This is a genomic window from Lutispora sp. QWL-02 (genome assembly GCF_058315355.1).
Genome location: NZ_CM177762.1, coordinates 2,815,797 through 2,842,184, shown reverse-complemented (window position 1 = coordinate 2,842,184; position 26,388 = coordinate 2,815,797). Strand labels below are relative to the sequence as shown.

Sequence of the window (26,388 nt, the reverse complement as noted above, 5' to 3'; positions counted from 1 at the left end):
AAGGCTTTAACCTTTACATTGGTATTTTGGGGTGTATAGAATGATAGAGGATATAGTACAAAAAACATTGCTGTTTGATTTTTATGGTCAATTATTGACGGATAAACAAAGAGATATTGTAGAGATGTACTATTCGGATGATCTTTCTTTAAGCGAGATATCAGAGCAAATAAGCATCAGCAGGCAGGGCGTGTATGATGCTTTAAAAAGGGCAGAGACAACTTTAGAGGAGTATGAAGCCAGATTAAGATTGGTGGAGAAATTCCTCCAGCAAAAATCCATATTGGCAAAAGTAAGCTTAATGCTGGACGAAATAGTAGATGCAGAGCAAGACGATATATCGAAAATAAAGGACAGAATAAAAAATATTAAAAGCTTTATTGAGAGGCTGGAATAAACTTCCGGGAGGCGATTGAATGGCTTTTGAAGGTTTGGCTAATAGACTGCAAGAAACACTGAAAAAACTTAGAGGCAGCGGTAAATTAAATGAAAAAGATGTAAAAGAAGCTATGCGAGAAGTTAAGATGGCTCTCTTGGAAGCCGATGTAAACTTTAAGGTTGTAAAGGACTTTGTTTCAAGAGTAACTGAGCGGGCTGTAGGCCATGAGGTAATGGAAAGCCTTACTCCCGGACAGCAGGTGATCAAAATTGTTAATGATGAGCTCACTCAGCTTATGGGGAGTACTCAAAGCAAAATAATTTTTTCCCCAAAGCCGCCTACCATCATCATGATGACAGGGCTGCAGGGAGCCGGTAAAACAACTACCTGCGGCAAGCTTGCTTTAAACATGAAAAAACAAGGTAAGAAACCCCTGCTTGTGGCATGCGATATTTACAGGCCGGCCGCAATAAAGCAGCTTCATGTAGTGGCAGGACAGGTGGAGGCAGATGTGTTTTCTCTTGGCGATAAAACAAAGCCGGTTGATATATGCAAAGCTGCCATAGAACACGCATCCAAATCGGGCAATGATGTGCTGATAATAGATACTGCGGGAAGGCTTCATATCAATGAAGAGCTCATGGATGAGCTGCTGGAGATAAAGAATAATATAAGACCAACGGAGATTATGCTTGTGGTCGACTCTATGACAGGCCAGGATGCGGTAAATGTGGCGGAAAGCTTTAATCAAAAACTTGGGTTGGATGGAATAATACTTACCAAGCTTGATGGAGACACTAGAGGTGGAGCCGCTTTATCCATAAAAGCCGTTACAGGCAAGCCCATAAAATATGCCGGAATGGGCGAAAAGATGTCTGATCTGGAACCTTTTCATCCGGACAGGATGGCATCCAGAATACTGGGCATGGGTGATGTGTTGAGCCTTATTGAAAAAGCCCAGTCAAATATAGATGAGAAGAAAGCCTTGGAACTGGAGAAGAAAATAAGAAGCCAGCAATTTAGCTTTGAGGATTTTTTGGATCAGCTGCAGCAGATGAAAAAGATGGGGCCGCTAAGCCAATTGGTAGACATGATACCGGGGATGAATGCAGGCAAGTTAAAGGGAATGGAAGTCGATGATAAAGAGCTTGTGAGAGTGGAAGCAATTATAAAATCTATGACCAGAAAAGAACGGCTTGAACCATCTATAATAAATGGCAGCAGAAGAAAGCGGATCGCCCTGGGAAGCGGCACCAACATCCAGGATGTAAACAAGGTGATCAAGAATTTTGAGCAAACGCGAAAGATGATGAAGCAGTTTGCTGACATGGAAAAAGATATTAAGAAGGGTAAAAAGAAACTTCCTTTCTTTAGATAAGAAATCTTAGCAATCGTTATCAGTTAATACAATACATACTTAAAAGGAGGTGAAAAAATGGCAGTAAAAATAAGACTTAGAAGAATGGGAGCCAAAAAGGCACCTTTTTACAGAGTTGTAGTTGCTGATTCAAGATCCCCAAGAGATGGCAAGTTTATTGAAGAAATAGGTTACTATAACCCAATAACAGAACCATCTGTGATAAAGATCGATGCTGAAAAAGCTAAAAAGTGGTTAGCAACCGGAGCACAGCCCTCAGACACTGTAAAGACACTGTTGAAGAAAACAGGAATAATAGAATAAAATCAATTGGGAGTGTTGAGCTTGAAAGATTTGATTGAAGTAATCGCAAAGGCCTTGGTCGATAAACCTGACGAAGTTAAGGTTAAAGAGATCGAAGGGGACAGATCAATCATTATAGAGTTGACAGTTGCTCCCGAAGATATGGGAAAAGTGATTGGAAAGCAAGGCAGAATAGCAAAGGCTATAAGGACTGTTGTAAAATCAGCAGCAGCCAAAACGGATAAAAAAGTGATAGTAGAAATATTATAATATGGGGGCTAATTGCAACCTCCATATTATAATCTATTACAGGTGAGATTATGTTAGAATATATAAGCATTGGTCAAATTGTAAACACCCATGGCCTCAGAGGTGAAGTGAAGGTTTATCCGCTGACGGATGACATCCGGAGGTTTGACAGGATAGATTCGGTATATATTGAAGAAAATAATGATTTAATAGCTCTTGATGTAACCGATGTAAAATATTTGAAGAACATGGTTATAATCAAGTTTGAAAATATCGATGATGCTGAATCTGCAGAAAAATTGAGGAACAGATATATTAAAGTTCATAGAAAAGATGCTGTGAAGCTGCCTGAGGATACGTTTTTGATTTGTGATTTAATCGGGCTTCAGGTATTTACAGCAACTGGTGTTTATCTTGGAAATGTAGCAGATATAATACAGACCGGCAGCAATGATGTGTTTGTTGTGAGATCTGAAGACAAAGAGGTTTTGATACCAGGCTTGAAAAGTATATTTAAAAACATAGACTTTGAAAGTAAAAAGATAATTGTTGAATTGCCGGAAGGTTTGGTATAGATGAGATTTGATGTGATCACCCTCTTTCCAGAAATGTTCGAAGCCGTTTTAGGAACCAGTATAATAGGCAGAGCTAGAAAGAATGGTGCGGTAGACTTAAATTTTCATAATTTAAGGGATTATTCTCAAGATAAGCATAAAAGGGTAGATGATTATCCTTATGGAGGCGGACTTGGGATGGTGATGCAATGCCAGCCCATATTTTCAGCAGTGGAGGAAATAAGCAAAATGCTGAAGGATAGGCCTCATATATTGCTTATGAGTCCGAAAGGAAGGACATTTTCCCAAAATAAGGCCAAAGAGCTTCTGCGGCATGATAACATAATCATCATATGCGGCCATTATGAAGGTATAGATGAAAGAGTTGTTCAAGGCTTGGTAGATGAAGAAATTTCTATAGGGGATTTCATATTAACGGGCGGAGAAATAGCAGCTATGGCCGTTGTAGATGCTGTCGCCAGATTGTTGCCGGGAGTATTAAAAGAAGAGGATTCATACAATATCGAGACCTTTAGCAATGGACTGCTGGAATATCCGCAATACACCAGGCCTGTAGAGTATAAAGAGATGAAGGTCCCTGATGTACTCCTTTCAGGGCATCATGAAAACATAGAAAAATGGAGAAAATATCAGTCACTAAAGGATACTTACATTAAAAGGCCAGACCTTTTAAATGTATCTGCTTTAACTAAAGAAGAAAAAAAGATGCTGGATCAGATCATTGAGGAAGAAAAATAAATCTTAATCTTGTTGCATATAACCTATCCATATGATATAATTTCAATGTTATAACGGGCGGTCCGCTATCTGAGCATATGAACGTCTATGAGGGAAGGAGGGACACCATGGATTTGATAAAATTGATTGAAAGCGAACAAATGAAACAAAATATACCTGACTTTAATGTTGGTGATACCGTTAAAGTTTTCGTTAAGGTTGTAGAGGGCTCACGTGAGAGATTGCAGGCTTTTGAAGGCTTTGTGCTTAAGAAACAGGGCGGAGGCTTGACAGAAAACTTCACAGTAAGAAGGGTTGCTTACGGAGTAGGCGTTGAAAGAACTTTCCCGATTCACTCGCCTAGAATTGATAGAATTGAAGTTGTAAGAAGAGGTAAAGTTAGAAGAGCCAAGCTTAATTATATGAGACAAAGAGTAGGTAAGGCAGCAAAAATTAAGGAAGTTTTGTAATAGAGGGGCTGATTGATATATCAGCCTTTATTTTTTGCTTTGGGAAATGGGGAACACTAAAAGGCACTAAATTTTTCACGAAAAATCACGGAAAGCCCTTTTATTTAGCATTCGTATATTACATATAAGCTTAATATTATCAACCCTTCAGTGATATTTTGTGAAGTTTTTGTGTCTTTCAGTAGTTTCCGTCTCCTAGAAAACTAATAATGTAGGTGATTAGCGTGAATATTCAATGGTACCCGGGTCATATGGCTAAAGCTCGAAGAAAGATTGCGGAAGAATTAAAATTGGTCGACATAGTCATTGAGCTTATAGATGCCAGAATACCTGTAAGCAGCAGAAATCCTGAAGTAGATAATATTGTAGGAAATAAAAAAAGAATAATCGTGCTTAATAAAAGCGACATGGCTGATCCTGAGCTTAATAACATGTGGAAGAAGCACTTTGCGCAAAGAGGAGTTACAGCAATATTGACAAATTCCAATAAGGGAACAGGACTTAAAGATATACTGAGCGAGAGTAAAAAACTTATGAAGGATGAGCATGAAAAGCTGAGGAAAAAAGGCTTGCTTCATAAAACTATCAGAGCGCTTGTCATAGGTATACCTAATGTAGGCAAATCTACCCTGATAAACAAATTAGCTAACAGAAGCATCGCTCAAACAGGTGACAAGCCGGGTATAACCAAAGCAAAGCAATGGATTAGGATCAATAATGATTTTGAGCTTTTGGATACCCCGGGCATATTATGGCCTAAATTTGACGATGAGACAGTCGGACTGCACCTTGCTCTCACAGGGGCTATTAAGGACGAAATACTGGATGTTGAAGGGCTGTCAAAGAAATTTATATTAAAGGCATTGAATGAATTTCCCGATAAATTGTATAAGAGGTATAATATAGAGCTTGATCAGGATGCCGATGTAGAATCGATCATGAATATTATTGGGAGGAAAAGAGGATGTATCCTGCCAGGCGATAAGGTTGATATAAACAGAACTGCTTCGTTAATCTTAGATGATTTCAGAAGCGGCAGAATCGGTTTAATAACCTTGGAGAAGCCAAAGGATACCTTCTAAAAGTAAAACATGACTGTTAAATTTAAATATGATGAAAAAGAAAAAGCCAGGTTGGAAAAAATGTGGGAGTATGAGCGGAGATGCTGCGATAACGGCTTTGAATTGATAGCAGGAATTGATGAAGCGGGCCGGGGCCCTTTGGCGGGGCCAGTAGTGGCTGCTGCCGTCATACTGGATAGAAATGTTGTGATACCTGGAATTAATGATTCAAAAAAGCTTTCTGAAGCCAAAAGAGAATATCTCTATGATGAGATAAAGGACAAGGCAGTATCGGTAGGCTTGGGCATAGTTGATGAGAAAACTATAGACAAAATAAATATTCTGCAGGCTACTCTAATGGCTATGAGAATTGCGATAGAAAATTTGAACATAAAGCCTGATTATCTCCTGATCGATGCAGAGCGGATAAATGATGTAAGAATACCCCAGCTTGCCATAGTCAAAGGCGATAGTCTAAGTATTTCGATCAGCGCGGCTTCAATAATCGCAAAAGTTGAAAGGGATAGAATTCTGATCGGCTACGATAAAGAATACCCTGAGTATGGCTTCGAAAGGCATAAAGGTTATGGGACAAAGCAGCATATGGATTGTATAAGGAAATTCGGGCTGCTGCCAATACATAGAAGAAGTTTTACAAAGAATTTTTAGTTGGTGATCAAATGCGTATTACATCTATATATAATGATATACAGTCTCAAAGCGGTGAACGATTCGCACGGTCGTTGAAAATAGGCGATGTAATAAAGGGAAGAGTTGTCGCAGCCGGTGAAGGCAGGATCATGTTAAAAATATCTGCAGAAGAGACTATTAACGCTGTAGTTTTGACAGACATGCCTATAGAAAAGGATGAAATAATTGAAATTATCATCAATAAAGTGACTGAGAATAAGATTTACGCACAAGTTATTGAACAAAGCTGCTGTGAAGAAGCATCAAAAAGCGAAGTGTTAAATATTTTAAAAAGGATTGGAGTTGCTGATACAGAGCTCAATGTCGATGTCTTTAAAGCCCTCATTGGCCATAGGCAGCCGGTCAATAAAGAAGTTATAGAATATGTTAATTTTATAATCAAAACCGCAGAGCTTTATAAAAGAAATGATATAAAAGATATTCTAAATCTAATATTTGCTGAAAAAGATATTTTGAATACCCCGGTTTATAAGCTGGCCGATTTGACTACTTCTCTGGATACGAGTTCCATGATCGCTGCTGATAATTTAGAAGGAAGTTTTACCCAGGGGGCTATGGAAGATATCATAAAGATAGTTTCGGAAAACGGTGAATTGGATGAAACCTCTCTCACAAAGCTTAAACAGCTTGCAAGCGGAGCGACGAAGGCTGCAGATTCGATTAAAAGGACAGATATAGGCTTGCTTGTATCTATGCTATCTAAAAATATCGAAATTACGGCAGAAAACTTATATATATATAATGAAATAAATTCAAATAGAGAAGTTATATCTGAATATATAGGTAAATTGCTAAAGCATCTTTTGGATTCTGAGAATCCAAAAGAACAACTGATTTTAACCAAGCTAAATGAAGTATTTTTAAAGCCGGAAGAATTGGATGATAATAATGTAAAGCTAGGGTTTAAAAAACTGCTGGAGCTACTGATACAATTAGAGTCTTCTATGGGTGACGATGATAAAAATAATTATGAGATAAGAGATGCTCTGATGAATTTGCGAAATTTCGTCAATATTATAAAATCAATAAATAGCAACATGAACTATATACATATTCCGATAATAGTCAATAACAAACAGACGGATGCCAAAATTTTTATTTATGAGCGGGGTAAAAGGAATAAAAAGATCGATGTTTCAAATACCAGCATTGCAATTTGCTTAAGCACTGATAATATAGGATATGTCGAAAGCTATATTGAGATAAGAGATAAGAATATCAATGTTATTTTCAAACTGGAGAACAAGGCGGCCACAGACACAATCAATGATCATAAAGAAGTATTGATAAATGCATTGAGAGCAAAAGGTTACAGCATAAGTATCCGTGCCGTTGAAAAAAAAGATGAACCCATTGGCCTTGCTCATGTGGAGGAAATATTAAATCCAAAAGAGGTTTCCAGATACAGTATTGATGTGAGGGTATGATATGAAAAAGAGTACGAAGCCTATTAAAAAGGCCGCAGCCTTGTCTTATAATAAAGGGGATATTGCTCCCAAAATTACTGCCGCAGGCAAAGGAATAATAGCTGAGAATATAATAAAAGCTGCTGAAAAAAATAAAGTACCAATATTCCAGGACAAAAATCTGGTAGATAGTCTTTTAGGCTTTGAGTTAGGAAGCAATATTCCTCCGGAGCTATACGTTGTTGTTGCTGAGATTTTAGCTTTCGTGTCATATATAGATAGAACAAGGGGAGACGAGAATGCTTAATAAGAAAACGCTGGGAGACATTGGCGAAATTGCAGCAGTCCAGTACTTAGAAAGCCAGGGCTATAATATAATAGATAAAAACTTTAGATGTAAATTGGGAGAAATAGATATAATAGCTGCAGATAACGATGTAATCGCATTTATAGAGGTTAAGACAAGAAGCTCTGAGTTGTTTGGTCAACCAGGAGAAGCTGTTAACTATTATAAGCAGAGAAAAATAGTAAAAACAGCCCTAGCTTTTATTAGCAATAAAAAGCTATATGACTGGATGTGCCGTTTTGATGTTGTGGAAATCATAGCAGATGATTTTGGAAATGTAATCAATATAAATTTAGTAAAAAATGCCTTTGAATATAGCGGAAAATATGGTTATTAATCTTCAGAAGGAGTAGGTATATGTTTTTTAAAAATGCTCTTGATATATCACATAGGATTATTGAAATGATCGTTGCAAAAGGAGATATTGTTGTTGATGCTACCGCAGGAAACGGCAATGATACACTTTTCCTTGCGAAGCTTGTAGGCCTTGAGGGAAAAGTATTTGCTTTTGATATACAGGATATGGCTTTAGAAAATACCAAAAAAAGGCTGGAAAACAATAGCGCGGACAAATCGGTAATTTTGATAAAAGACAGCCACGAGAACATGGATATGCATGTGCCAAAGGGAATCAAGGCAATTATGTTTAACCTGGGCTATCTGCCCGGAGGCGACCACTCTATCGGAACAAAAGCAGCCAGCACTATAAAAGCAATAGAGAAGTCTTTAGACTTGCTGAAACCGGGCGGGGTAATCATGATAGCGGTTTATTACGGCGGTGATAGCGGCTTCGATGAGAAGGAAGCCATTATGGAATACGTTAAATCAATAGACTATAAAAAAGCAATCGTTCTTGTTCATGAATTCGTAAATCAGATCAACTGCCCCCCGATTGCAATCTGCATAGAAAAATGCAGATAAGATGTCAAAGCATATATTTTTTATCCAGGCTTCTATGCTGTATAGCCTCGGCTATATGAACGGCATTAATGTTTTCAGATCCTTCCAAGTCTGCAATAGTTCTGGCTACTTTTAATATCCTGTTGAATGCTCTGGCACTCAAGTTAAATTTCTCAAAAGCATTTTTAAGTATCGCTTTTTCTTGCACTCCAATTTTGCAATATAAATTGATCTGTCTGGGCCTTAACTGGGAGTTGAAGTATATGCCGTCTTTAGAATATCTTTTCATCTGGATTTCCCTGGCTTTATTGATCCTTGCTTTTATAGATGAGGAGCTTTCACTTTTGATCTCGTCGCTCAAATCGTTAAATTTTACAGGTTTAACTTCAACGTGCAAGTCAATTCGGTCCAGGAGTGGTCCTGATATTTTTCCGATATAATTTTTGATTTGAGATGCGCTGCAGCTGCACCTGTTGCTTTCATCGCCGAAATATCCGCATGGACATGGGTTTACTGAGGCTATAAGCATAAATTTTGCAGGATAAGTGATAGTTCCGTTTACCCTGGATATAGTGACACATTCATCTTCTAAAGGCTGGCGTAGAACTTCCAGAACATGCTTAGGGAATTCGGGCATTTCATCAAGAAATAGAACGCCAAAATGAGATAAAGACACTTCGCCGGGCTTGGGAATTCGTCCCCCTCCCACCAATGAGGCGGCCGAGATGGTATGATGGGGAGAACGAAAGGGCCTTTTAAATATCATGCTCTCATTTTCCTTAAGAAGGCCTGCCACGCTATAAATTTTGGTAACTTCAAGACTTTCTTCAAAACTCATATCAGGCAATATGGATGGAAGCCTTCTGGCAAGCATAGTCTTGCCTGAACCGGGAGGCCCAATCATCAGGATGTTATGGGATCCGGCAGCTGCAATTTCCAATGCTCTTTTTACAGTATGCTGGCCTTTGACATCTTTGAAGTCCCAATCATCAAATTTAGTAAATAGCTGCTGTTCTAATGAGGATACAGTCGGCTCAATAAAAAGTGAGCTATTAAGAAAGCTTACCATTTCTATCAGGTTATTAACCCCAATAACATCTATACCACTTACTAATGCAGCCTCCTGAGAGCTTTCATTAGAGGTTATGATCCTTGTAAATCCTTGCTTTTTAGCTTCCATACACATAGGTAAAATTCCCTTTACGCCTTTTACTGTGCCATCCAGTGAAAGCTCACCCAGAAATACAGTGCTGTTTACCTCTGCCTCCGGAAAATACATGGAAGATACCAATAATCCTGCGGCAATAGCCAAATCAAATACAGATCCCTCTTTTTTAATGTTTGCAGGAGCAAGGTTGATAGTTATTCTTTTTTGAGGGAATTGCAGATCAGAATTTTTTATTGCTGCTCTTACCCTCTCTTTGGATTCTTTAACCGTAGCATCAGGCAATCCCACAATGTCAAAACCAGGAAGGCCATTTGACAAATCCACTTCTACTTCAACAATATAGCCATTAATACCATAAATTGAACAGGAATTAACTTTATGTATCATTAAATCGCTCCAATCTAATCTGTTGCTTCTTATATATTCCATAAAAGAATCAAATTACCTGCAAAATAATTGCTGCATAATGAAGAATATTTGGATATTTGCGAAATTTACAGTATTATTATATTATTGATAACTTTTTGTGATGAGGTATAATTTTCTCATAATCATTATTTATCACGGAGGTAGAGATGGAGGATAAAAAATATAGCCTTTGGTTATCGGGATTGCCGCAAATAGGATCAAGAAGGTATACTGCACTAATAGAATATTTTGGCAGTGCCAAAAGAGTTTTTGAAAGCAGCAGAAATGAATTGTTTGAATCCGGCATACTAAGCGGAAAATTAGTTGACTTGGTAATATCCAAAAGAGATATTGACAAAATCGATAGATATTTAAAAAAAGTGAAAGAAAATGATATAAAAGTCTATACTATAGACGAAGAAGGTTATCCGCAAAATTTAAAAAATATTTATGATCCACCTCCTGTGCTATATGTGAGAGGAAACATTGAAAGCAGCGATGAGTGTGCTATAGCTGTAGTGGGCTCAAGAAAAGCTTCGGATTATGGGCTCAAAACCGGAGAAAGATTAGGAATGGATCTTGCAGAAGCAGGAATAACTGTAATAAGCGGTATGGCCTTAGGAATCGATTCTGCAGCACATATGGGTGCATTAAGGTCCGGCGGCAGAACAATAGCGGTATTCGCATGCGGCTTGAATTATGTGTATCCCAAAAGCAACTATAATTTAGCTAAGAAAATAATTAAGCACGGAGCAATTATTTCCGAATATCCTCTTGGTATAGCGGCGGCTCCCCAGAACTTTCCGGCAAGAAACAGGATAATAAGCGGTATGTCAAGAGGCGTTGTGATAGTAGAAGCAAATGAAAAGAGCGGCTCTCTTATCACAGCAGATTTTGCCCTTGAACAAGGCAGGGATGTATTTGCCGTACCGGGCAATATAGGTGCTCCAAATAGCAGAGGTACCAATGAACTTATCAAAAGCGGAGCAAAACTGGTTTCCTGCGTTGATGATATATTGGAGGAGTATGGAATACAAGCAATTGACTTTAAAACTTCTGCAGGTATTGAAGCTTTTGATGAAATAGAAAAAAGCATATTAACTTTTATTAGCGGTTCGGGCAGAAGTATGGATGAAATCATTGAGCATCTAGGGCTGGAAACCGGATTGATATTATCCAAAACTGTTCAATTGGAGATAAAAGGAAGTATTAGAGAAATAGATGGAATTTATTATAGCTGTTAGTGTATAATTATGGAGGCTTTGATTATATATCTAAGTTCTGCTATAATCAATATTGATTTTTAAAATGGAGTGAAAAGTGTTGAAAACATCATTAGTTATTGTCGAATCACCAGCAAAAGTTAAAACTATAAAGAAATTTTTAAGCTCAGGCTACAAAGTTGAGGCTACTATGGGTCATATAAGAGATTTGCCCAAAAGTCAGCTTGGAATAGATATAGAAAAGGATTTCGAACCTAAATATATAACTATAAGAGGTAAAGGACAAACTCTTGACAGATTAAAGAAAGAAGCAAAGGGCTGCGATAAAATATATTTAGCTACTGACCCTGATAGAGAAGGAGAAGCAATATCATGGCATTTGTCTAAAATTTTGGATATTGACCCTAAGGATAATTGCAGGATAGAATTTAATGAAATTACAAAAACTGCCGTTCAAACTGCTATAAAAAAGCCTAGAAACATAAATATGGATTTGGTAGATGCTCAACAGGCCAGAAGGGTTCTGGATAGGCTAGTAGGATACAAAATCAGTCCTTTACTTTGGAAAAAGGTGAAAAAGGGCTTGAGCGCCGGCAGGGTTCAGTCGGTGGCAGTAAGATTAATATATGATCGAGAAGAAGAGATAAGAGCTTTTGTTTCAAAAGAGTATTGGGATTTAAATGCGAAGCTTCTTGATAACAAATCCAAAAAAACTATAGATGCGAAATTTTATGGTACTAATGAAAATAAAATAGAGATCGGCTCTGAAGCTGAAATGAAAGAGCTGCTGAAAAAATTAGAGGGAGAAGATTATATAGTATCCAAAATAAAAAAAGGAGAAAAGAGAAGAAATTCCCCTTTGCCGTTTACCACCAGCAGCTTGCAGCAGGAAGCCTATAGAAGATTAGGCTTTTCAACGAAAAAAACAATGATTGTTGCTCAGCAATTATATGAAGGCATTGATATTAAAGCTGAAGGTACAATTGGTTTAGTGAGCTATATAAGGACAGATTCTACAAGGCTGTCTGAAGAAGCCAAGAAGGATGCTAAGGACTTTATTCTGGACAGATATGGAGAAAAATACTATAAGAAATATAGCGTGCAAGCAAAAACGGATAAGAAAGTTCAGGATGCTCATGAAGGTATAAGGCCGACCTCTGCCTTCAGAGAACCAAATATTATCAAAGATTCCTTGGATAAGGATCAATTCAAGCTATATAATTTGATATGGAACAGATTTATTGCCAGTCAAATGGAGCCGGCGATATATGATACTGTGACAATAGATATAAGCTCAGGGGATTATTTGTTTAAGGCTGCAGGCAGCAATATAAGGTTTTTAGGCTTTATGCTGGTATATACCGAAGGTAAAGATGATAAGGAAGAAGATAAAGATATTATATTGCCTGAACTATCTGAAGGACAAATACTGAAGTTGAAAAAACTGGAACCTAAGCAGCATTTCACAGAGCCGCCTCAGAGATACACAGAGGCAACTCTCGTAAAGGTGTTAGAAGAGAAGGGCATTGGAAGGCCCAGCACTTATGCTCCTATAATATCTACTATATTAGCTAGAGGTTATGTAGTAAAGGATAAGAAATATCTTGTCACAACCGAATTAGGGGAAACGGTGACTAAGCTTTTAATTGACAACTTTAAGGATATCGTTAATATAGAATTCACGGCAAATATGGAAAAGGATCTGGACAATATTGCTGATGGAGATCAACAATGGGTCGAGGTCATAAAGAAGTTCTATATGCCCTTTAAAAAAGTATTGGAATTGGCAGAAGAAACCATAGGTAAAATAGATATTCCGGATGAAGTAAGCGATGAAATATGCGAGCTTTGCGGGAAAAATATGGTATACAAAATGGGGAGATATGGGAAGTTTCTTGCGTGCCCCGGATTCCCAGAGTGCAGGAATACAAAGCCTATTGTTGAAAACACAGGAGTCAGCTGCCCAAAATGTGACGGAGAATTGATCGCAAGAAAAACAAAAAAAGGCAGAAAATTTTATGGCTGCAGCAATTATCCGAACTGTGATTTCACTACCTGGGATGAACCCACAAAGGAAATTTGCCCAAAGTGCAAAAGTTATTTGGCAAAAAAACCAAATGGTAAACAGATAATGTACAAATGTATGAATCCAAACTGTGATTATGAGAACAAAATTGAAAAAAAGGTGTGACTATCTTGACAAAAGTTAAAGTTATAGGCGGAGGCCTGGCAGGCTGTGAAGCCGCATGGCAAATTGCAAATTCAGGCATTAAGGTGCAGTTGTATGAGATGCGGCCTAAGAAAATGACACCGGCTCATCACACAGGCATATTTGCGGAGTTGGTGTGCAGCAACTCGTTAAGATCAAATCAGTTGGAAAATGCTGTCGGCTTATTAAAAGAAGAGCTAAGGATGCTTAAATCTTTGATTATTGAAAGTGCTGATAAGAATATGGTTCCTGCAGGTGGGGCTCTTGCAGTTGATAGGGATAAATTTTCCATTTATATAAATGACAAAATAAAATCTCACCCTAATATTGAAATAATTAATGAGGAAGTAACGTTTATATCAGAGGATGAATATACTATAATCGCCACCGGTCCTTTGACCTCTGACAATTTATCAAAAAGTATAAGGGAATACCTGGGAGAGGATTACTTATATTTCTATGATGCTGCAGCCCCAATTGTTGCATATGATTCTATAGATATGGACATAGCATATAAGGCATCACGATATGGAAAGGGAGAAGATGATTATATAAATTGCCCTATGAATAAGACTGAATATGAAAACTTCTATAAAGAGCTGATTGATGCAGAAACCGCAGAACTGAAATACTTTGAAAAAGAAACTGTGTTTGAGGGCTGCATGCCTGTGGAGGTAATGGCTTTAAGAGGTCCTATGACCTTGCTTTTTGGACCTTTAAAACCTGTTGGATTGAGCAACCCAAGGACTGGGGAACAGCCTTATGCTGTAGTTCAATTAAGGCAAGACAATCAAGAAGGTACACTATATAATATGGTAGGCTTTCAAACTCATTTAAAATGGCCGGAACAAAAAAGAGTTTTCTCTTTGATTCCAGGCCTTGGAAATGCTGAATTTGTTCGATATGGGGTTATGCACAGAAATACTTTTATTAATTCTCCGAGAATACTGAAAAACACCTTGCAAACAATAAGGAATCCAAAGCTCATGTTTGCAGGTCAGATAACCGGGGTTGAGGGCTATGTAGAATCTACTTCTTCAGGCATGGTTGCCGGAATCAATATGAGCAGAATAATACAAGGCAAAGATGCTGTAGAATTTCCTAAAACTACGGCACATGGAAGCTTATCCAGATATATAACGGATAGGACAATTAAAAGCTTTCAACCTATGAATGTAAACTTTGGTATATTTGAGCCTTTAAAAATCAAGTATAGAAATAAGCAGGAAAAAAACCGGGAGTATTCCAAGATCGCATTGGAAGAACTGGATAATATAATAAAAAGTTTCTAAAAATGTTGATTATAGATACTTATTATGTTAGTATTTACTTTGAAAAAGTTTTAGACTTATAAGAATATTTTAAATATTTACTAAAAAGTCAATTGGAGGATTTCTATGTTTAACGGGACAACCATAGCTGGGGTTTTAAAAGATGGAAAATGCGCAATTGCCGGCGATGGCCAAGTGACCTTCGGACAAAATACTATTATAAAATCTACTGCAAGAAAGATACGCAGACTATATAATGGGAAAGTTTTAGTTGGCTTTGCCGGATCCGTATCGGATGCGTTTACGCTATCAGAAAAATTTGATGAAAAACTGGAACAGTATGGAGGCAATCTAAAACGAGCTGCTGTTGAATTGGCTAAAGAATGGAGAAAAGACAAGGTGCTTAGAAATCTTGAAGCTATGCTGATAGCCGGAGATAATGAAACCCTTCTGGTTGTGTCTGGCAGCGGAGAGGTAATTGAACCTGATGAAGGCGTCATAGCTATAGGATCCGGAGGAAACTATGCATTAGCTGCAGCTAAAGCATTATATCATAATACAAATTTGAATGCGGAAGAAATAGTCCGGAAATCTCTTGAGATAGCTGCATCTATATGTGTCTATACTAATAATAATATAATTGTTGAAGTCATCTAGGAGGTTTTTTATGGTTGAACTAACTCCAAAGCAGATTGTAGAAGAATTAGATAAGTATGTAATCGGCCAGGAAGGCGCAAAAAGATCTGTTGCAGTAGCACTTAGAAACAGATTCAGGAGAAATTTACTTCCGGATGAAATAAAGAATGAAATCACTCCCAAAAACATTTTGATGATAGGTCCTACAGGAGTTGGGAAGACTGAGATAGCCCGGAGGCTTGCAAAACTTGTTAATGCTCCTTTTATCAAGGTTGAAGCGACTAAGTTTACTGAAGTAGGATATGTAGGGCGTGATGTAGATTCTATAGTACGAGATATAATTGAAACTTCAATCCGGATTGTGAAAGCAGAGAGAAGTCAGGAGGTTCAAGAAAAGGCTTATGAGCTTGCTTTAGAGCAAATCGGAAAAGTTCTGCTTCCTTCGCCGGGAAAAAACAAAAAGGATAATAATCCTTTTGAAGCATTATTTAATTATTCATCAAGGGAAGCTGAAGCAGTAATCCCTGAAGAGGATGAAAACATAACGATGAACAGATTTTATATTAAAGAAAAAATAAGAAGAGGAGAATTAAACGATCAAATCGTTGAGATAGAGGTGGAGGATAATTCATCTTCAACAATAGATATGTTTTCCGGAATTGGCATTGAGCAGATGAGCATAAACTTTCAGGATATGCTTGGAAGCATATTTCCTCCAAAGCTAAAGAAAAAAAAGATGTTTGTAAAAGATGCAATAAAAATATTAACTCAGCAGGAAGCTCAAAAGCTTATCGATATGGATAGTGTTATTGATGAGGCTATTATGAGAGCGGAGGAAAGAGGCATCATATTTATTGATGAGATTGATAAGATAGCAGGCAAGGGATATTCTACCGGCCCTGATGTTTCAAGGGAAGGGGTTCAAAGGGATATATTGCCTATCGTGGAAGGCAGTACGGTAATGACCAAATATGGTCCTGTAAAAACTGATTATATGCTGTTTATTGGAGCCGGGGCTTTCCATGTTTCAAAGGTATCTGATTTAATTCCGGAACTGCAGGGAAGATTTCCTGTTAGGGTTGAATTGACCAGCTTGACTAAAGAAAATTTCCGAGAAATATTGACCAAGCCGAATAATGCTTTAATAAAGCAGTACAAAGCATTATTGCATACAGAGGGACTGGAAGTAGATTTTGAAGAGGAGGCAGTAAATGAGATCGCAGAAATAGCAGCTATTATGAATGAAGAATCAGAAGATATTGGAGCCAGACGACTTTACACTGTTATGGAAAAACTGTTTGAAGATTTGTCTTATAATGCTTCAGAAATGACAGAGAAGAGATTTACTATAACCAAAGAATATGTAGAGAGAATATTATCAAGTAACATCAAAGAAAAAGATACAAGCAGATACATCATATAAAGTAGGAGGAATCTATAGCATGACACTATTGGAAAAAGTAAGAAAAGTAAACAAAGTACTGCAGATGACAGGTCATCAACCAGTGCCTTTTAACGAACTATGCAGCATTATAAGCGAGGTTCTTAATGCAAATGTATATATTATAAGCAGAAAAGGCCGGGTTTTGGGCTATGGTCTATGCAGACTTATGGAATGCACTGTGATCAGCCAAGAAGTATTGGTGGATAAAAGGTTTCCAGAGGATTATAATAGCTCCCTGTTAAACATTACAGAGACTCAGGCTAATATTCTAAAAAATGATAATCTTTGTGTAGTGGACAGCAGTAAAACTTGTACCATGGACTTTAAGTATTCTACTATCGTACCTGTTTATGGAAGCGGAGAGAGACTGGGGACAATGATGCTGGGCAAATTTGAAGATGAATTCAAAGAGGAAGACTTAGTTTTATTAGAGTATTCGGCTACTGTAGTCGGCATGGAGATACTTCGCTCGAAACAAGAGGAAATAGAAGAGGAAGCAAGAAAAAAAGCTGTTGTTCAGATGGCAATCGGTACCTTATCATACTCTGAACTCGAAGCTGTAGAACATATATTTAAAGAGCTTGATGGAAATGAAGGGCTCCTGGTGGCCAGCAAGATAGCCGATAAGGTTGGAATAACCAGATCGGTGATTGTTAATGCACTAAGAAAGTTTGAAAGTGCGGGAGTAATCGAATCCAGGTCGCTTGGAATGAAAGGGACACATATAAAGATTTTAAATGATAAGCTTATTGATGAGCTTAAAAAGCTAGGATAAAATTGATAGAGGTAAAAAGGTAGGAAAGTGAAAAAACTTTCTTACTTTTTTTATGGCTCATGGAAAACACAACTTTATATTAGAATAGGACAAAAATCTTCCTTATTTTTAAATAATGCTTTAATGGAAGTTTTTTTATTTTATTGTCAGAATTGAAAAATATGTGAATTTTGTATAATAAATAGAACTTTGTATCCATTTACTGTATGCATAAAAAAACTTATAATTATTTTTAGGTTGAAATTTATCAAAAAATGGGTTATTTTATCATCATGCTAATATTGTCTTAACACAGAAATAACATAAGAAATATGTCAATATACTTTTAAAATAAAAGGAATTACATATTTAGTGTCGAAATAGCTATTTTAGGAAATAAGAGGAGAAGATGTTTTATGATAGATAGAATAAACAAACAGACCGGTTTAATGGAAAGGGCTCTTGATGCATACTGGATCAGAAATGAAGTTATTTCCAGTAATATTGCAAACTTTGAAACCCCGGGATATAAAAAGTTCAGAGTTAATTTTGAAACCTTGCTTAATGAAGAACGAGAGAAGTTTTCTATTTCTTCCATTGACAAAAATCCAAAATTTCTTCCTATAGGAAAAGATAGGCCATTGCTAAAAGAGATAACAATAACAAGAGATTATAGCACCTCAATGCGAAAAGACGGAAACAATGTTGACATTGATGAAGAAAATGCTGAGCTCACAAAGAATTCTATAAAATACAATGTTGTATCAAACCAACTTGCTAAAGAACTGAGCTTGTTAAAACAAGCGATTAACGGAGGGAGGTAAATAACTTGGGTTTTTTAGACTCAATTAATATTAGTGCTTCAGGATTGACTGCAGAAAGACTTAGAATGGACATTATTTCAAAAAACATTGCTAACGCTAATACTACAAGAACTTCTAATGGCACTCCATACAGAAGACAACTGGTCATATTTGAAGAAGCCGGCATAGGTCAGCCTTTTAGCAGCTTTTTAACAAAAGCTCAGAACAAGTTTGAAAAGTCTGGTGTAAAGGTCAGTTCCATTGTAGAAGATGAATCTGAATTTAAGTTGGTTTACAGCCCAGGCCACCCTGATGCAGATGAGAAGGGATACATAAAGATGCCTAACGTAGATGTTATGGTAGAGATGGTAAACATGATCTCCGCTACAAGAGCATATGAAGCAAATGTTACATCTATAAATTCTACTAAAAATATGGTGATGAAGGCTCTTGACATAGGGAAGATATAGTAGGAGGAGAAAACATTGAAGATAGACTTTTCAAACATCAATAATTTGAGAACACCAGATGCCTTTAATCGGAATAATAAAGAGAATGATATATCTTTTAGCAAGATTTTAGAAGATAATATTGAGAAGGTTAATCAGTTACAATTGGAATACCAAAATTTAAATAACCAGTTGGTCACAGGAGAAATAGACAATGTTCATCAGGTTATAGCCGTGTCACAAAAAGCCGAGTTAGCCCTTCAATTTACTATACAAATACGCAATAAAATTTTAGACGCATATAACGAAATTATGCGGATGCCTATTTAATTGAGGGGTGATTGGCTAAATGGGTGAAGCAATCAAGAAAATTCGAGATAACCTGAATGAATTTTGGCAGGGACTTGATAAAGGTCAGAAAATAAGGATCGCAGTCATATCAGCATTATCAGTTATACTTATGGTAAGTATAGGGGTACTTTCAGCCATACCCAGGTATCAGGTATTGTATCCGAATCTTGATGCTAAGGATGCAGGAGAGATAAGAGAAAAACTTAAAGAAATGAAAATACCTGTTAAAATTGACGGAACGACCATACTGGTGCCTAAAGATAAAGTTGATGAGGCTAGGATTACTCTTGCTATGGGTGGTTTGCCTAAAAATGATTTCATATTCCCAGAAATATTAAAATCTTCTTTTAATGATACTTCAGAAGATAAAAAACAGAAATATGTTATTTATATGCAAAATCTTATTGCTAATGGAATTAAATCATTGGATGGTGTTGAGTGGGCGCAAGTAAATATATTTATACCTGAAGATAATGTGTTCGTTTTAGAAAGCAATAGATTGGATTCCAGTGCCAGTGTCATAGTTAAAATGAAGCCGGGCTTTCAAAGCCTGGATCAAGTTCAGGTGAATGGAATTGTTCAATACATATCAAAAAGCGTTAAAGGTTTAAAGGAAGATAACATATCCATTATTGATGAAACAGGCAGAGCATTGAAGTCTGAGGGAGAAAGCTTCAACGCTCAGGTAAATACGCAGATGGAAATGCAGGAAGCCACAAGGCTCAGCATCCAAAATAGCGTAAAGAAATTTCTAGAATCAGTTTTTGGAATAAACAATGTGAATGTGATGACTACTGTAAAGCTGAACTTCAATAATGAGGTAGAAAATAAGAAAATATTTGAACCTGTTAATAAAGAGAATAACACGGGAATTGTCAGAAACATGGAAGATATTAAAAAGGAATGGGTTAACGGAGGGGCCGGGGGTGTACCGGGTACCGACAGCAATATAGAAATCAATACTTACCCTCAGGTTGATGATTCCAAATCAAACTATAGCGAAGCAAGCAATATTGTAAATTATGAAATCAATGAAACTCAAAAACAAATTGTTAAAGAGCAAGGAAACATTGAAACTTTTTCAATATCTGTTTTGATCAATAAAGGCACTCTTAAGGGCGATTCACTAGCTAATCTTGATGAGCTAAAAAATGAAGTAAAAGATTTGGTAAAGTTTGCGACTCAGGGGCTAAGTATGCAGGTCTCACCTATTGATGAGAATATACATATTCAGATAATGGATTTTGATACAACATTAAAAGATCAAGTTGAGAACGCTATGATGGAAGAGGCAAAACAAAAGAGAAATCAAATGCTTATTATGCTCGGTTCTGCTGTGGCAGCTTTACTCATATTTGCTTCTGCTTTGATTGTTTTGCTAAAAAGACGCAAGGATGCTAAAAGAGAAGAAGATATTGGAATCGCTCTTAGCAAAATAGAAGAAGCATCGGAAATCAGCGATATTGAAATAGAGGATAAGAATGAATTAAAGAAAAAAGTTGAGAAATTTGTTATGCAGAAGCCAGAACAAGTAGCACAGTTGTTGAAGACCTGGCTAAATGAAGAGTAGGAGTGATAGCATGAGCAGGACAAGCAAAGGACAATATAATGGTTTACAAAAAGCCGCTATTTTGCTCATAGCAATAGGTCCGGATAAATCTGCCCAAGTGTTTAAGCATTTAAAAGAAGAAGATATAGAGCAGCTGACTCTTGAAATTGCTAATATGAGAACTGTCGCTCCTGATGATAAAGAGGCTGTTTTAGAAGAGTTTTATCAAATATGCTTAGCTCAGGAATATATATCAGAGGGCGGAATATCTTATGCAAAAGAAATATTGGAAAGAGCATTGGGAAATCAGAAAGCCTTGGATGTTATAAACAGATTGACTGCTTCTTTGCAGGTAAGGCCTTTTGATTTTGTAAGAAAGGCAGATCCGGCTCAACTTCTGAATTTTATACAAGGTGAGCACCCGCAGACTATTGCATTGATTTTATCTTATTTAAAACCGCAGCAAGCATCTGCAATATTATCTGCCCTTCCACAGGAAAAACAAGCCGATGTGACCAGAAGGATTGCTATGATGGATAGAACTTCTCCTGAAATAATAAAAGAGATAGAAATGGTTTTGGAGAAAAAATTATCTTCTATGATAAGCCAGGATTACACCGTAGCTGGAGGAATACAGTCTGTTGTTGACATACTGAATTCAGTGGATAGAGGGACAGAAAAGAATATTATGGAAACACTGGAGCTTCAGGATGTAGATTTAGCTGAGCAAATCAAAAAGAGAATGTTTGTATTTGAAGATATCATCACCTTGGATAACAGATCAATTCAAAGGGTTATCAGGGAAGTTGAGAATGGAGATTGGGCTCTTGCATTAAAGAGTTCCAGCGAAGAAGTATCGAGGACAGTTTTCTCAAATATGTCAAAACGATTGGCAGAGATGATAAAGGAAGACATGGAATTTATGGGCCCTGTTAGGTTGAGAGATGTAGAGGAGGCACAACAAAAGATTGTAAATATTATCAGAAAGCTTGAGGACACAGGAGAAATTGTAATATCAAGAGGCGGAGGCGATGAAATAATTGTATAGGATATACAAATCTGAAAAAGTCAGCATCGGCACGCCAAAGCCGCTGGTAAACAAGAGTGATGATATATATATCAACCCTATTAAGGAAAATATGATTACCAATGATACAAATCCAAGTGATGAGTACGATAATATTATAAGGAACGCCCGGCAAATGTACGCAAGCATAATTGAAGATGCAAATAACGAAGCAAAAAAAATTGTTGAACAAGGCTATGCTGAGATAGAAGAACTTAAAAAAGAAGCATTAGAAGACGCATACGGGCAAGGTTTTGATAAAGGCTATAAAGAAGCGAAAGAGGAAACTCAGGCTGTTATTGAAGAAGCAAAAATTATAAGGGATTATCTTGATGAGAGAAAAGGCTATATATATAGAGAAGCAGAGCAAGAAGTCGTTCAAATAATATTGGACTTATCAAGAAAGATAATTGGCGATGAAATACAGCAAAATAAGGATTTGATCATATCTCAAATTAGGCTGGCATTAGAAAAATGCACATATAAAAACAAGGCCACAATCAAGGTAAGCAGTGAAGATTACCCAAATGTACTTGTAAATAAAGGCGTTATTGAATCATTAGTTGAGGGTGTTTCAGAGGTAGAAATTATTGAAGATAAGTTTTTAAAGAAAGGTGATTGCTTAGTAGATACGCCGTCTGGAGAAGTTAATTCCAGCATAGATCTACAGCTTGAACAATTAAAAAAAGCCTTTGAATTTGCGCTGAGGAATGAGTGGTAGATTTGACCAAGCTTGATTTATCAAAATACAAAAAAATTATTGAAACAAAAGACTTTGTAAGATATAGCGGAAGAGTATCCCAGGTCATAGGACTTACCATTGAGTCAATAGGACCTGCCGTAAATTTAAATGAACTTTGTGAAATAATCAATATAAAAGATAACTGCCCTGTTTTGGCGGAGGTTGTAGGTTTTAAAGGAAATATTGTAAGTTTGATGCCTTTGGGATCCTTAGATGGAATAGGACCCGGAAGCCAGGTTGTAGCAACAGGGAAAAGCATGCATGTTCCTGTCGGCAATGGTTTATTAGGACGGGTTCTTGATGGATTAGGGCAACCCATAGATGGGAAAGGCACTATTGGAACCAGTACATTATACCCCATATACAATGATCCGCCGGATCCCCTGCAAAGGAAAATGATTAAAACTCCTTTGGCTTCCGGTATAAAAGCAATAGATGGATTATTAACTATTGGAAGAGGGCAAAGGGTAGGGATATTTGCCGGAAGCGGTGTAGGAAAAAGCACTCTCATTGGTATGCTTGCAAGAAATACGACTGCCGACATTAATGTCATTTGCTTGATCGGTGAAAGGGGCAGAGAAGTCAATGAATTCATTGAAAACGATCTGCAAAAAGACGGACTGCAAAGATCCGTAGTTGTTGTTGCTACTTCCGATCAGCCTGCCTTAATAAGATTGAAAGCAGCCTATGTTGCAACTACTATAGCTGAATATTTCAGAAATCAAGGCAAAGATGTTATGCTTATGATGGACTCCTTGACAAGGTTTGCTATGGCTCAAAGGGAAGTCGGTCTATCTATAGGAGAACCTCCCGTATCCAGGGGCTTTACTCCATCTGTATTTTCAGTGCTTCCTAAGCTTTTGGAGAGGACAGGAACTTCAAGTAAAGGCTCGATTACGGCTTTTTATAGCGTATTAGTTGACGGAGATGACATGAATGAACCAATAACAGACACAGTACGCGGAATATTAGATGGGCATATTGTGCTGTCCAGGGCTCTTGCAAGTAAAAATCATTATCCTTCTATTGATGTATTAGGAAGCATCAGCAGATTGATGCCAAATATAATATCAGATCGCCATAAAGAATTAGCAAGTGAAATTAAAAGGATACTATCTATATATAAAGATTCGGAAGACTTAATAAATATAGGGGCATATCAGAGGGGGAGCAATAAAAAAATTGATCACGCCATAGAAAAAATTGATGGTATAAACCAGTTCTTGACTCAGCCTACACAAGAAAATGTAGGATTTGAAACTTCTATTGATATGTTGGAGAGTATTATATGTTAGGTGATGATATAGTCTATGTATAAATTTAAGTTTCAGAAGGTTTTGGAGTATCGTAAAAGTATAGAAGATCAAAAGAAAAATACATTGAGTCTTTATAATAAGAGATATTTAAATGCCAAAGAAGATCTAGACAACTTAAATCACAGCTTGCAGTACAGCAATGATATGCTGGAGCAGCATGTAAACAGCGGTGTAAGCATTAATGAATTGAGAAGCATGCATGAGGAACAGAAATATTATAGAGAAGGCATAAGGAATAAAACAAAAGTGCTCATCAAAGCAGAGGAAGATATAAAACAAGGCAGATACGAATTGATGAAAGCTATGCAGAATAAGAAGACTATGGAGAGATTAAAAGAAATATATTACGATGAGTATCAATACGATGAGCAGCGTAAATTTGAAAAGCATATAGAAGAAATCATATCCTTTAAAGAATGTGATAAATAACGGAGGTAAGGAAATGCAGCAGGCTGAGACAAAAAAGAATCTGAAGAGTACAAGCAAAAATTCGAGGCTGCAAAACTTCTTTCTTATATTAATAATAATTTTTCTGACTGCGGTAATCGTTATCGGAGGGATATTATTTTTTGATATCGGGGGCGCAAAACCCATGTTATTGAGGAAGCTTTCGGCATTGCCTTTGCTTGGAAATGTAATAAAGCCCATTGCTGAAAATAAAACTCCGCAAGAGATTGAGTTGGAGCTATTGGAGGCCAAGAAAAATGATATAGATATCAGGGTTAAACAGCTCGATGAGAAGGGAAAAGCCCTTGAAGAAAGAGAAAAAGCCATAGAAACCAAAGAAGAGCTGCTGGCTGAAAAAGAAGCTCAATTAAATGATAGACTGGATAAATTAAATACCAGTTTGAGCAGCATCATGGAACAGGTTGAATATTTAGAAAAAATGGAATCATCAAAGGCTATGCAGATATTATCCAACATGGAGAGCAGAAGTAAAGTAGTCCAGATACTAAGAAATATGAAGAAAGAAAAGAGCAGCTCTATATTGATGCTGATGGACCCTCTGCAAGCGGCTCAAATATTAGAAGAAATAGCTAAACCCGAGACCTCTGACATATTGAATGATTGATTTATATAATGCGAAAGGAGGTGATAATATTGAATTACGTGGAATTGATGAGTTTTACTAAGGGCGGGCTCAATGGTTTTAAAGCAGATTTAAAGCCTAATTCAACCTCTGGCAGCTCTGGCTACGGTCGAATCATGGAGAAAGCCATCATGCGGAGAGAGAATAAAGAAGTGCTTAAAGACATGGATAAACCTAAAAGCCAGCTTGATTTCAAATCAATGAGCAAAGAAACTGTGGTGAACCAGCGGACGGTCGATGAGGAAGGCATCAAGCCTGAAAACTTGAAAGATGCAGTACCGTTAGAAAGCTTGCTGGAAGATGGAAATGAGGATGTAGAAAAAAGTGAAGCAGAATCTCTATTAGCAATGCTTTCAGGGATGTTAAACCTTAGTACGCAGGATATAGAAAATATTGGACATATTCTGAGAGATTCATTAAGCGGTGCTGAAAGCGGTAAAACCTTTAAGGCTTCAGCGATAGACGACATTCGTAATCTTCTTCAAGAAAATACTATGCTGAGCAAAGACGAAATAGAAAATGCAATTGGACAGCTGGAAATCGGGAAGCATAAGTTTATTGCAGCCCAAAATGCGATGGAAGAATCAGACCCGGACAAGCCCCAATTAAAAAAGATTGATGGATTGACCGAGGGCAAAGAGATACATAAGTTAACATCGACTGATTCGCCAGTCCGGGCTTCTAAAGTTCCGGCATCTGCAAAAGCAGAAGCAAAAGAGCCCTTGCTGGCTACCGAGGTGACGGATAATGGCGGTGCAAGTGATAAAGTTGATAATCATGAGCAAAAAGATAGGAGCAGCCATGAGGAGCCAAAAATTATTGCGGACCGAGTGATAAAAAGGCCTGAATTTGTAGAAATACTCAGTTCGAAAAACAAAACAAATGCAGCTTTGGGTATTGAATATATTGGGGCTGATGAGAAAAATCATAAGATCGCAGATGATATAAAGCCTGCTGCGAAGAACCTTGAATATCTGGGAAGGCCGCAAAGCATAAGTAAAGAAGAGCTCTTAAGTCAAATTGCTGAAAAATATAAAGTGGTTCATACTCAAGATGCATCAGAAATAAGAATCCAATTGAAGCCTGATTCCTTAGGAAAGCTGACCATCCGTTTAATAATGGAAAAAGGAGAAATGACAGCAAAGTTTATTGCAGACAATCACAGTGTAAAGGAAGTTATTGAGTCTAATTTCTCTGAACTGAGGGATGCTCTGAGTCAAAAAGGCATCAATATTCAAAACCTCAGTGTATCAGTAGGACAGCAGGGTAAATGGCAGTATGAAAATCAGAATTTTAAAGCATGGAAAAATAATATAAAAAGAAGCCAATACATTGAAAGCAGTGACTTGGAGGCGGCAGCAAGCGTTTTAGACTATGACAATCCTTATAACGTAAGCGACGGACTTGTAGATATAAAGGTTTAGGAGGTGGAACA

General features: G+C 37.2%; 30 protein-coding genes. 29 read left to right on the top strand and 1 reads right to left on the bottom strand.

What is annotated here, in order from left to right; all coding sequences use genetic code 11:
- Positions 1–40 precede the first annotated feature (40 nt).
- The 13 genes from ylxM (at position 41) to mnmM (ending at position 8,495) form a co-directional block, all read left to right on the top strand.
- Positions 41–397: a YlxM family DNA-binding protein gene (ylxM, locus tag AC4HCY_RS13430; RefSeq protein ID WP_491094402.1), complete on the top strand. Its 357-nt coding sequence runs from the start codon at positions 41–43 to the stop codon at positions 395–397.
- Between the two features lie 19 nt (positions 398–416).
- On the top strand, positions 417–1,757 hold the full coding sequence (ffh, locus tag AC4HCY_RS13425; protein WP_323430273.1) for a signal recognition particle protein: 1,341 nt from the start codon (positions 417–419) through the stop codon (positions 1,755–1,757).
- 57 nt (positions 1,758–1,814) lie between these two features.
- On the top strand, positions 1,815–2,060 hold the full coding sequence (gene rpsP, locus AC4HCY_RS13420) for a 30S ribosomal protein S16 (protein WP_255225537.1): 246 nt from the start codon (positions 1,815–1,817) through the stop codon (positions 2,058–2,060).
- Positions 2,061–2,081: 21 nt separating this feature from the next.
- A complete protein-coding gene (locus AC4HCY_RS13415; RefSeq protein ID WP_323430272.1) occupies positions 2,082–2,309 on the top strand; it encodes a KH domain-containing protein in 228 nt (75 codons plus the stop codon).
- A 50-nt stretch (positions 2,310–2,359) separates the two neighbouring features.
- On the top strand, positions 2,360–2,863 hold the full coding sequence (rimM, locus tag AC4HCY_RS13410) for a ribosome maturation factor RimM (RefSeq protein ID WP_323430271.1): 504 nt from the start codon (positions 2,360–2,362) through the stop codon (positions 2,861–2,863).
- A complete protein-coding gene (gene trmD, locus AC4HCY_RS13405) occupies positions 2,864–3,601 on the top strand; it encodes a tRNA (guanosine(37)-N1)-methyltransferase TrmD (RefSeq protein WP_323430270.1) in 738 nt (245 codons plus the stop codon).
- A gap of 107 nt (positions 3,602–3,708) precedes the next feature.
- On the top strand, positions 3,709–4,050 hold the full coding sequence (gene rplS, locus AC4HCY_RS13400; protein ID WP_323430269.1) for a 50S ribosomal protein L19: 342 nt from the start codon (positions 3,709–3,711) through the stop codon (positions 4,048–4,050).
- A 224-nt stretch (positions 4,051–4,274) separates the two neighbouring features.
- Positions 4,275–5,132, top strand: a complete 858-nt coding sequence (gene ylqF / locus AC4HCY_RS13395) for a ribosome biogenesis GTPase YlqF (protein ID WP_491094401.1) — start codon at positions 4,275–4,277, stop codon at positions 5,130–5,132.
- Positions 5,133–5,141: 9 nt separating this feature from the next.
- Positions 5,142–5,780 (top strand): ribonuclease HII, encoded by a 639-nt coding sequence (rnhB, locus tag AC4HCY_RS13390; protein ID WP_323430267.1) that lies wholly within the window; start codon positions 5,142–5,144, stop codon positions 5,778–5,780.
- 11 nt (positions 5,781–5,791) lie between these two features.
- The gene (locus AC4HCY_RS13385) at positions 5,792–7,249 is read left to right on the top strand and encodes a hypothetical protein (RefSeq protein WP_323430266.1); all 1,458 of its coding nucleotides are present in this window, start codon (positions 5,792–5,794) and stop codon (positions 7,247–7,249) included.
- A 1-nt stretch (position 7,250) separates the two neighbouring features.
- Positions 7,251–7,535, top strand: coding sequence for an EscU/YscU/HrcU family type III secretion system export apparatus switch protein (locus tag AC4HCY_RS13380; RefSeq protein WP_323430265.1), 285 nt, complete (start codon positions 7,251–7,253; stop codon positions 7,533–7,535).
- The gene (locus AC4HCY_RS13375) at positions 7,528–7,911 is read left to right on the top strand and encodes a YraN family protein (RefSeq protein WP_323430264.1); all 384 of its coding nucleotides are present in this window, start codon (positions 7,528–7,530) and stop codon (positions 7,909–7,911) included. The genes AC4HCY_RS13380 and AC4HCY_RS13375 overlap by 8 nt, the downstream gene beginning before the upstream one ends.
- A 20-nt stretch (positions 7,912–7,931) precedes the next feature.
- Entirely contained in the window at positions 7,932–8,495 is a 564-nt protein-coding gene (mnmM, locus tag AC4HCY_RS13370; RefSeq protein WP_491094400.1) for a tRNA 5-(aminomethyl)-2-thiouridylate-methyltransferase MnmM, read from the top strand.
- 4 nt (positions 8,496–8,499) lie between these two features.
- On the opposite strand, the gene AC4HCY_RS13365 is transcribed toward mnmM, so the two are convergent.
- Entirely contained in the window at positions 8,500–10,029 is a 1,530-nt protein-coding gene (locus tag AC4HCY_RS13365) for a YifB family Mg chelatase-like AAA ATPase (protein WP_491094399.1), read from the bottom strand.
- 188 nt (positions 10,030–10,217) lie between these two features.
- Between AC4HCY_RS13365 and dprA the strand changes: the two genes are divergently transcribed.
- From dprA to AC4HCY_RS13285, 16 genes are all read left to right on the top strand, one after another.
- Positions 10,218–11,294 (top strand): DNA-processing protein DprA, encoded by a 1,077-nt coding sequence (dprA, locus tag AC4HCY_RS13360; protein ID WP_323430766.1) that lies wholly within the window; start codon positions 10,218–10,220, stop codon positions 11,292–11,294.
- 79 nt (positions 11,295–11,373) lie between these two features.
- Entirely contained in the window at positions 11,374–13,464 is a 2,091-nt protein-coding gene (gene topA / locus AC4HCY_RS13355) for a type I DNA topoisomerase (RefSeq protein WP_491094398.1), read from the top strand.
- Positions 13,465–13,466: 2 nt separating this feature from the next.
- Positions 13,467–14,774: a methylenetetrahydrofolate--tRNA-(uracil(54)-C(5))-methyltransferase (FADH(2)-oxidizing) TrmFO gene (trmFO, locus tag AC4HCY_RS13350; RefSeq protein ID WP_323430775.1), complete on the top strand. Its 1,308-nt coding sequence runs from the start codon at positions 13,467–13,469 to the stop codon at positions 14,772–14,774.
- Between the two features lie 105 nt (positions 14,775–14,879).
- A complete protein-coding gene (hslV, locus tag AC4HCY_RS13345) occupies positions 14,880–15,410 on the top strand; it encodes an ATP-dependent protease subunit HslV (RefSeq protein ID WP_323430768.1) in 531 nt (176 codons plus the stop codon).
- A 10-nt stretch (positions 15,411–15,420) separates the two neighbouring features.
- On the top strand, positions 15,421–16,812 hold the full coding sequence (hslU, locus tag AC4HCY_RS13340; protein ID WP_323430769.1) for an ATP-dependent protease ATPase subunit HslU: 1,392 nt from the start codon (positions 15,421–15,423) through the stop codon (positions 16,810–16,812).
- 19 nt (positions 16,813–16,831) lie between these two features.
- Entirely contained in the window at positions 16,832–17,608 is a 777-nt protein-coding gene (codY, locus tag AC4HCY_RS13335) for a GTP-sensing pleiotropic transcriptional regulator CodY (protein WP_323430770.1), read from the top strand.
- Between the two features lie 395 nt (positions 17,609–18,003).
- Positions 18,004–18,411, top strand: a complete 408-nt coding sequence (gene flgB, locus AC4HCY_RS13330; RefSeq protein WP_323430771.1) for a flagellar basal body rod protein FlgB — start codon at positions 18,004–18,006, stop codon at positions 18,409–18,411.
- A 5-nt stretch (positions 18,412–18,416) separates the two neighbouring features.
- Positions 18,417–18,860 carry a flagellar basal body rod protein FlgC gene (gene flgC / locus AC4HCY_RS13325; RefSeq protein ID WP_255225520.1) on the top strand — a complete coding sequence of 148 codons (444 nt, stop codon included), beginning with the start codon at positions 18,417–18,419 and terminating at the stop codon, positions 18,858–18,860.
- A gap of 15 nt (positions 18,861–18,875) precedes the next feature.
- Positions 18,876–19,169, top strand: coding sequence for a flagellar hook-basal body complex protein FliE (gene fliE / locus AC4HCY_RS13320; RefSeq protein ID WP_323430772.1), 294 nt, complete (start codon positions 18,876–18,878; stop codon positions 19,167–19,169).
- 19 nt (positions 19,170–19,188) lie between these two features.
- Positions 19,189–20,760 carry a flagellar basal-body MS-ring/collar protein FliF gene (fliF, locus tag AC4HCY_RS13315; RefSeq protein WP_323430773.1) on the top strand — a complete coding sequence of 524 codons (1,572 nt, stop codon included), beginning with the start codon at positions 19,189–19,191 and terminating at the stop codon, positions 20,758–20,760.
- Positions 20,761–20,770: 10 nt separating this feature from the next.
- Entirely contained in the window at positions 20,771–21,787 is a 1,017-nt protein-coding gene (gene fliG, locus AC4HCY_RS13310; RefSeq protein ID WP_255225517.1) for a flagellar motor switch protein FliG, read from the top strand.
- Positions 21,780–22,526, top strand: coding sequence for a FliH/SctL family protein (locus AC4HCY_RS13305; protein ID WP_255225516.1), 747 nt, complete (start codon positions 21,780–21,782; stop codon positions 22,524–22,526). Before fliG ends, AC4HCY_RS13305 begins: the two co-directional genes overlap by 8 nt.
- A 2-nt stretch (positions 22,527–22,528) precedes the next feature.
- The gene (gene fliI, locus AC4HCY_RS13300; protein WP_323430776.1) at positions 22,529–23,842 is read left to right on the top strand and encodes a flagellar protein export ATPase FliI; all 1,314 of its coding nucleotides are present in this window, start codon (positions 22,529–22,531) and stop codon (positions 23,840–23,842) included.
- A gap of 15 nt (positions 23,843–23,857) precedes the next feature.
- Positions 23,858–24,292, top strand: a complete 435-nt coding sequence (locus AC4HCY_RS13295) for a flagellar FliJ family protein (protein ID WP_255225515.1) — start codon at positions 23,858–23,860, stop codon at positions 24,290–24,292.
- 13 nt (positions 24,293–24,305) lie between these two features.
- Entirely contained in the window at positions 24,306–24,935 is a 630-nt protein-coding gene (locus AC4HCY_RS13290; RefSeq protein ID WP_323430774.1) for a MotE family protein, read from the top strand.
- 38 nt (positions 24,936–24,973) lie between these two features.
- Complete coding sequence (locus tag AC4HCY_RS13285; RefSeq protein WP_491096122.1) at positions 24,974–26,377, top strand: flagellar hook-length control protein FliK; 1,404 nt, start codon at positions 24,974–24,976, stop codon at positions 26,375–26,377.
- Positions 26,378–26,388: the final 11 nt, after the last annotated feature.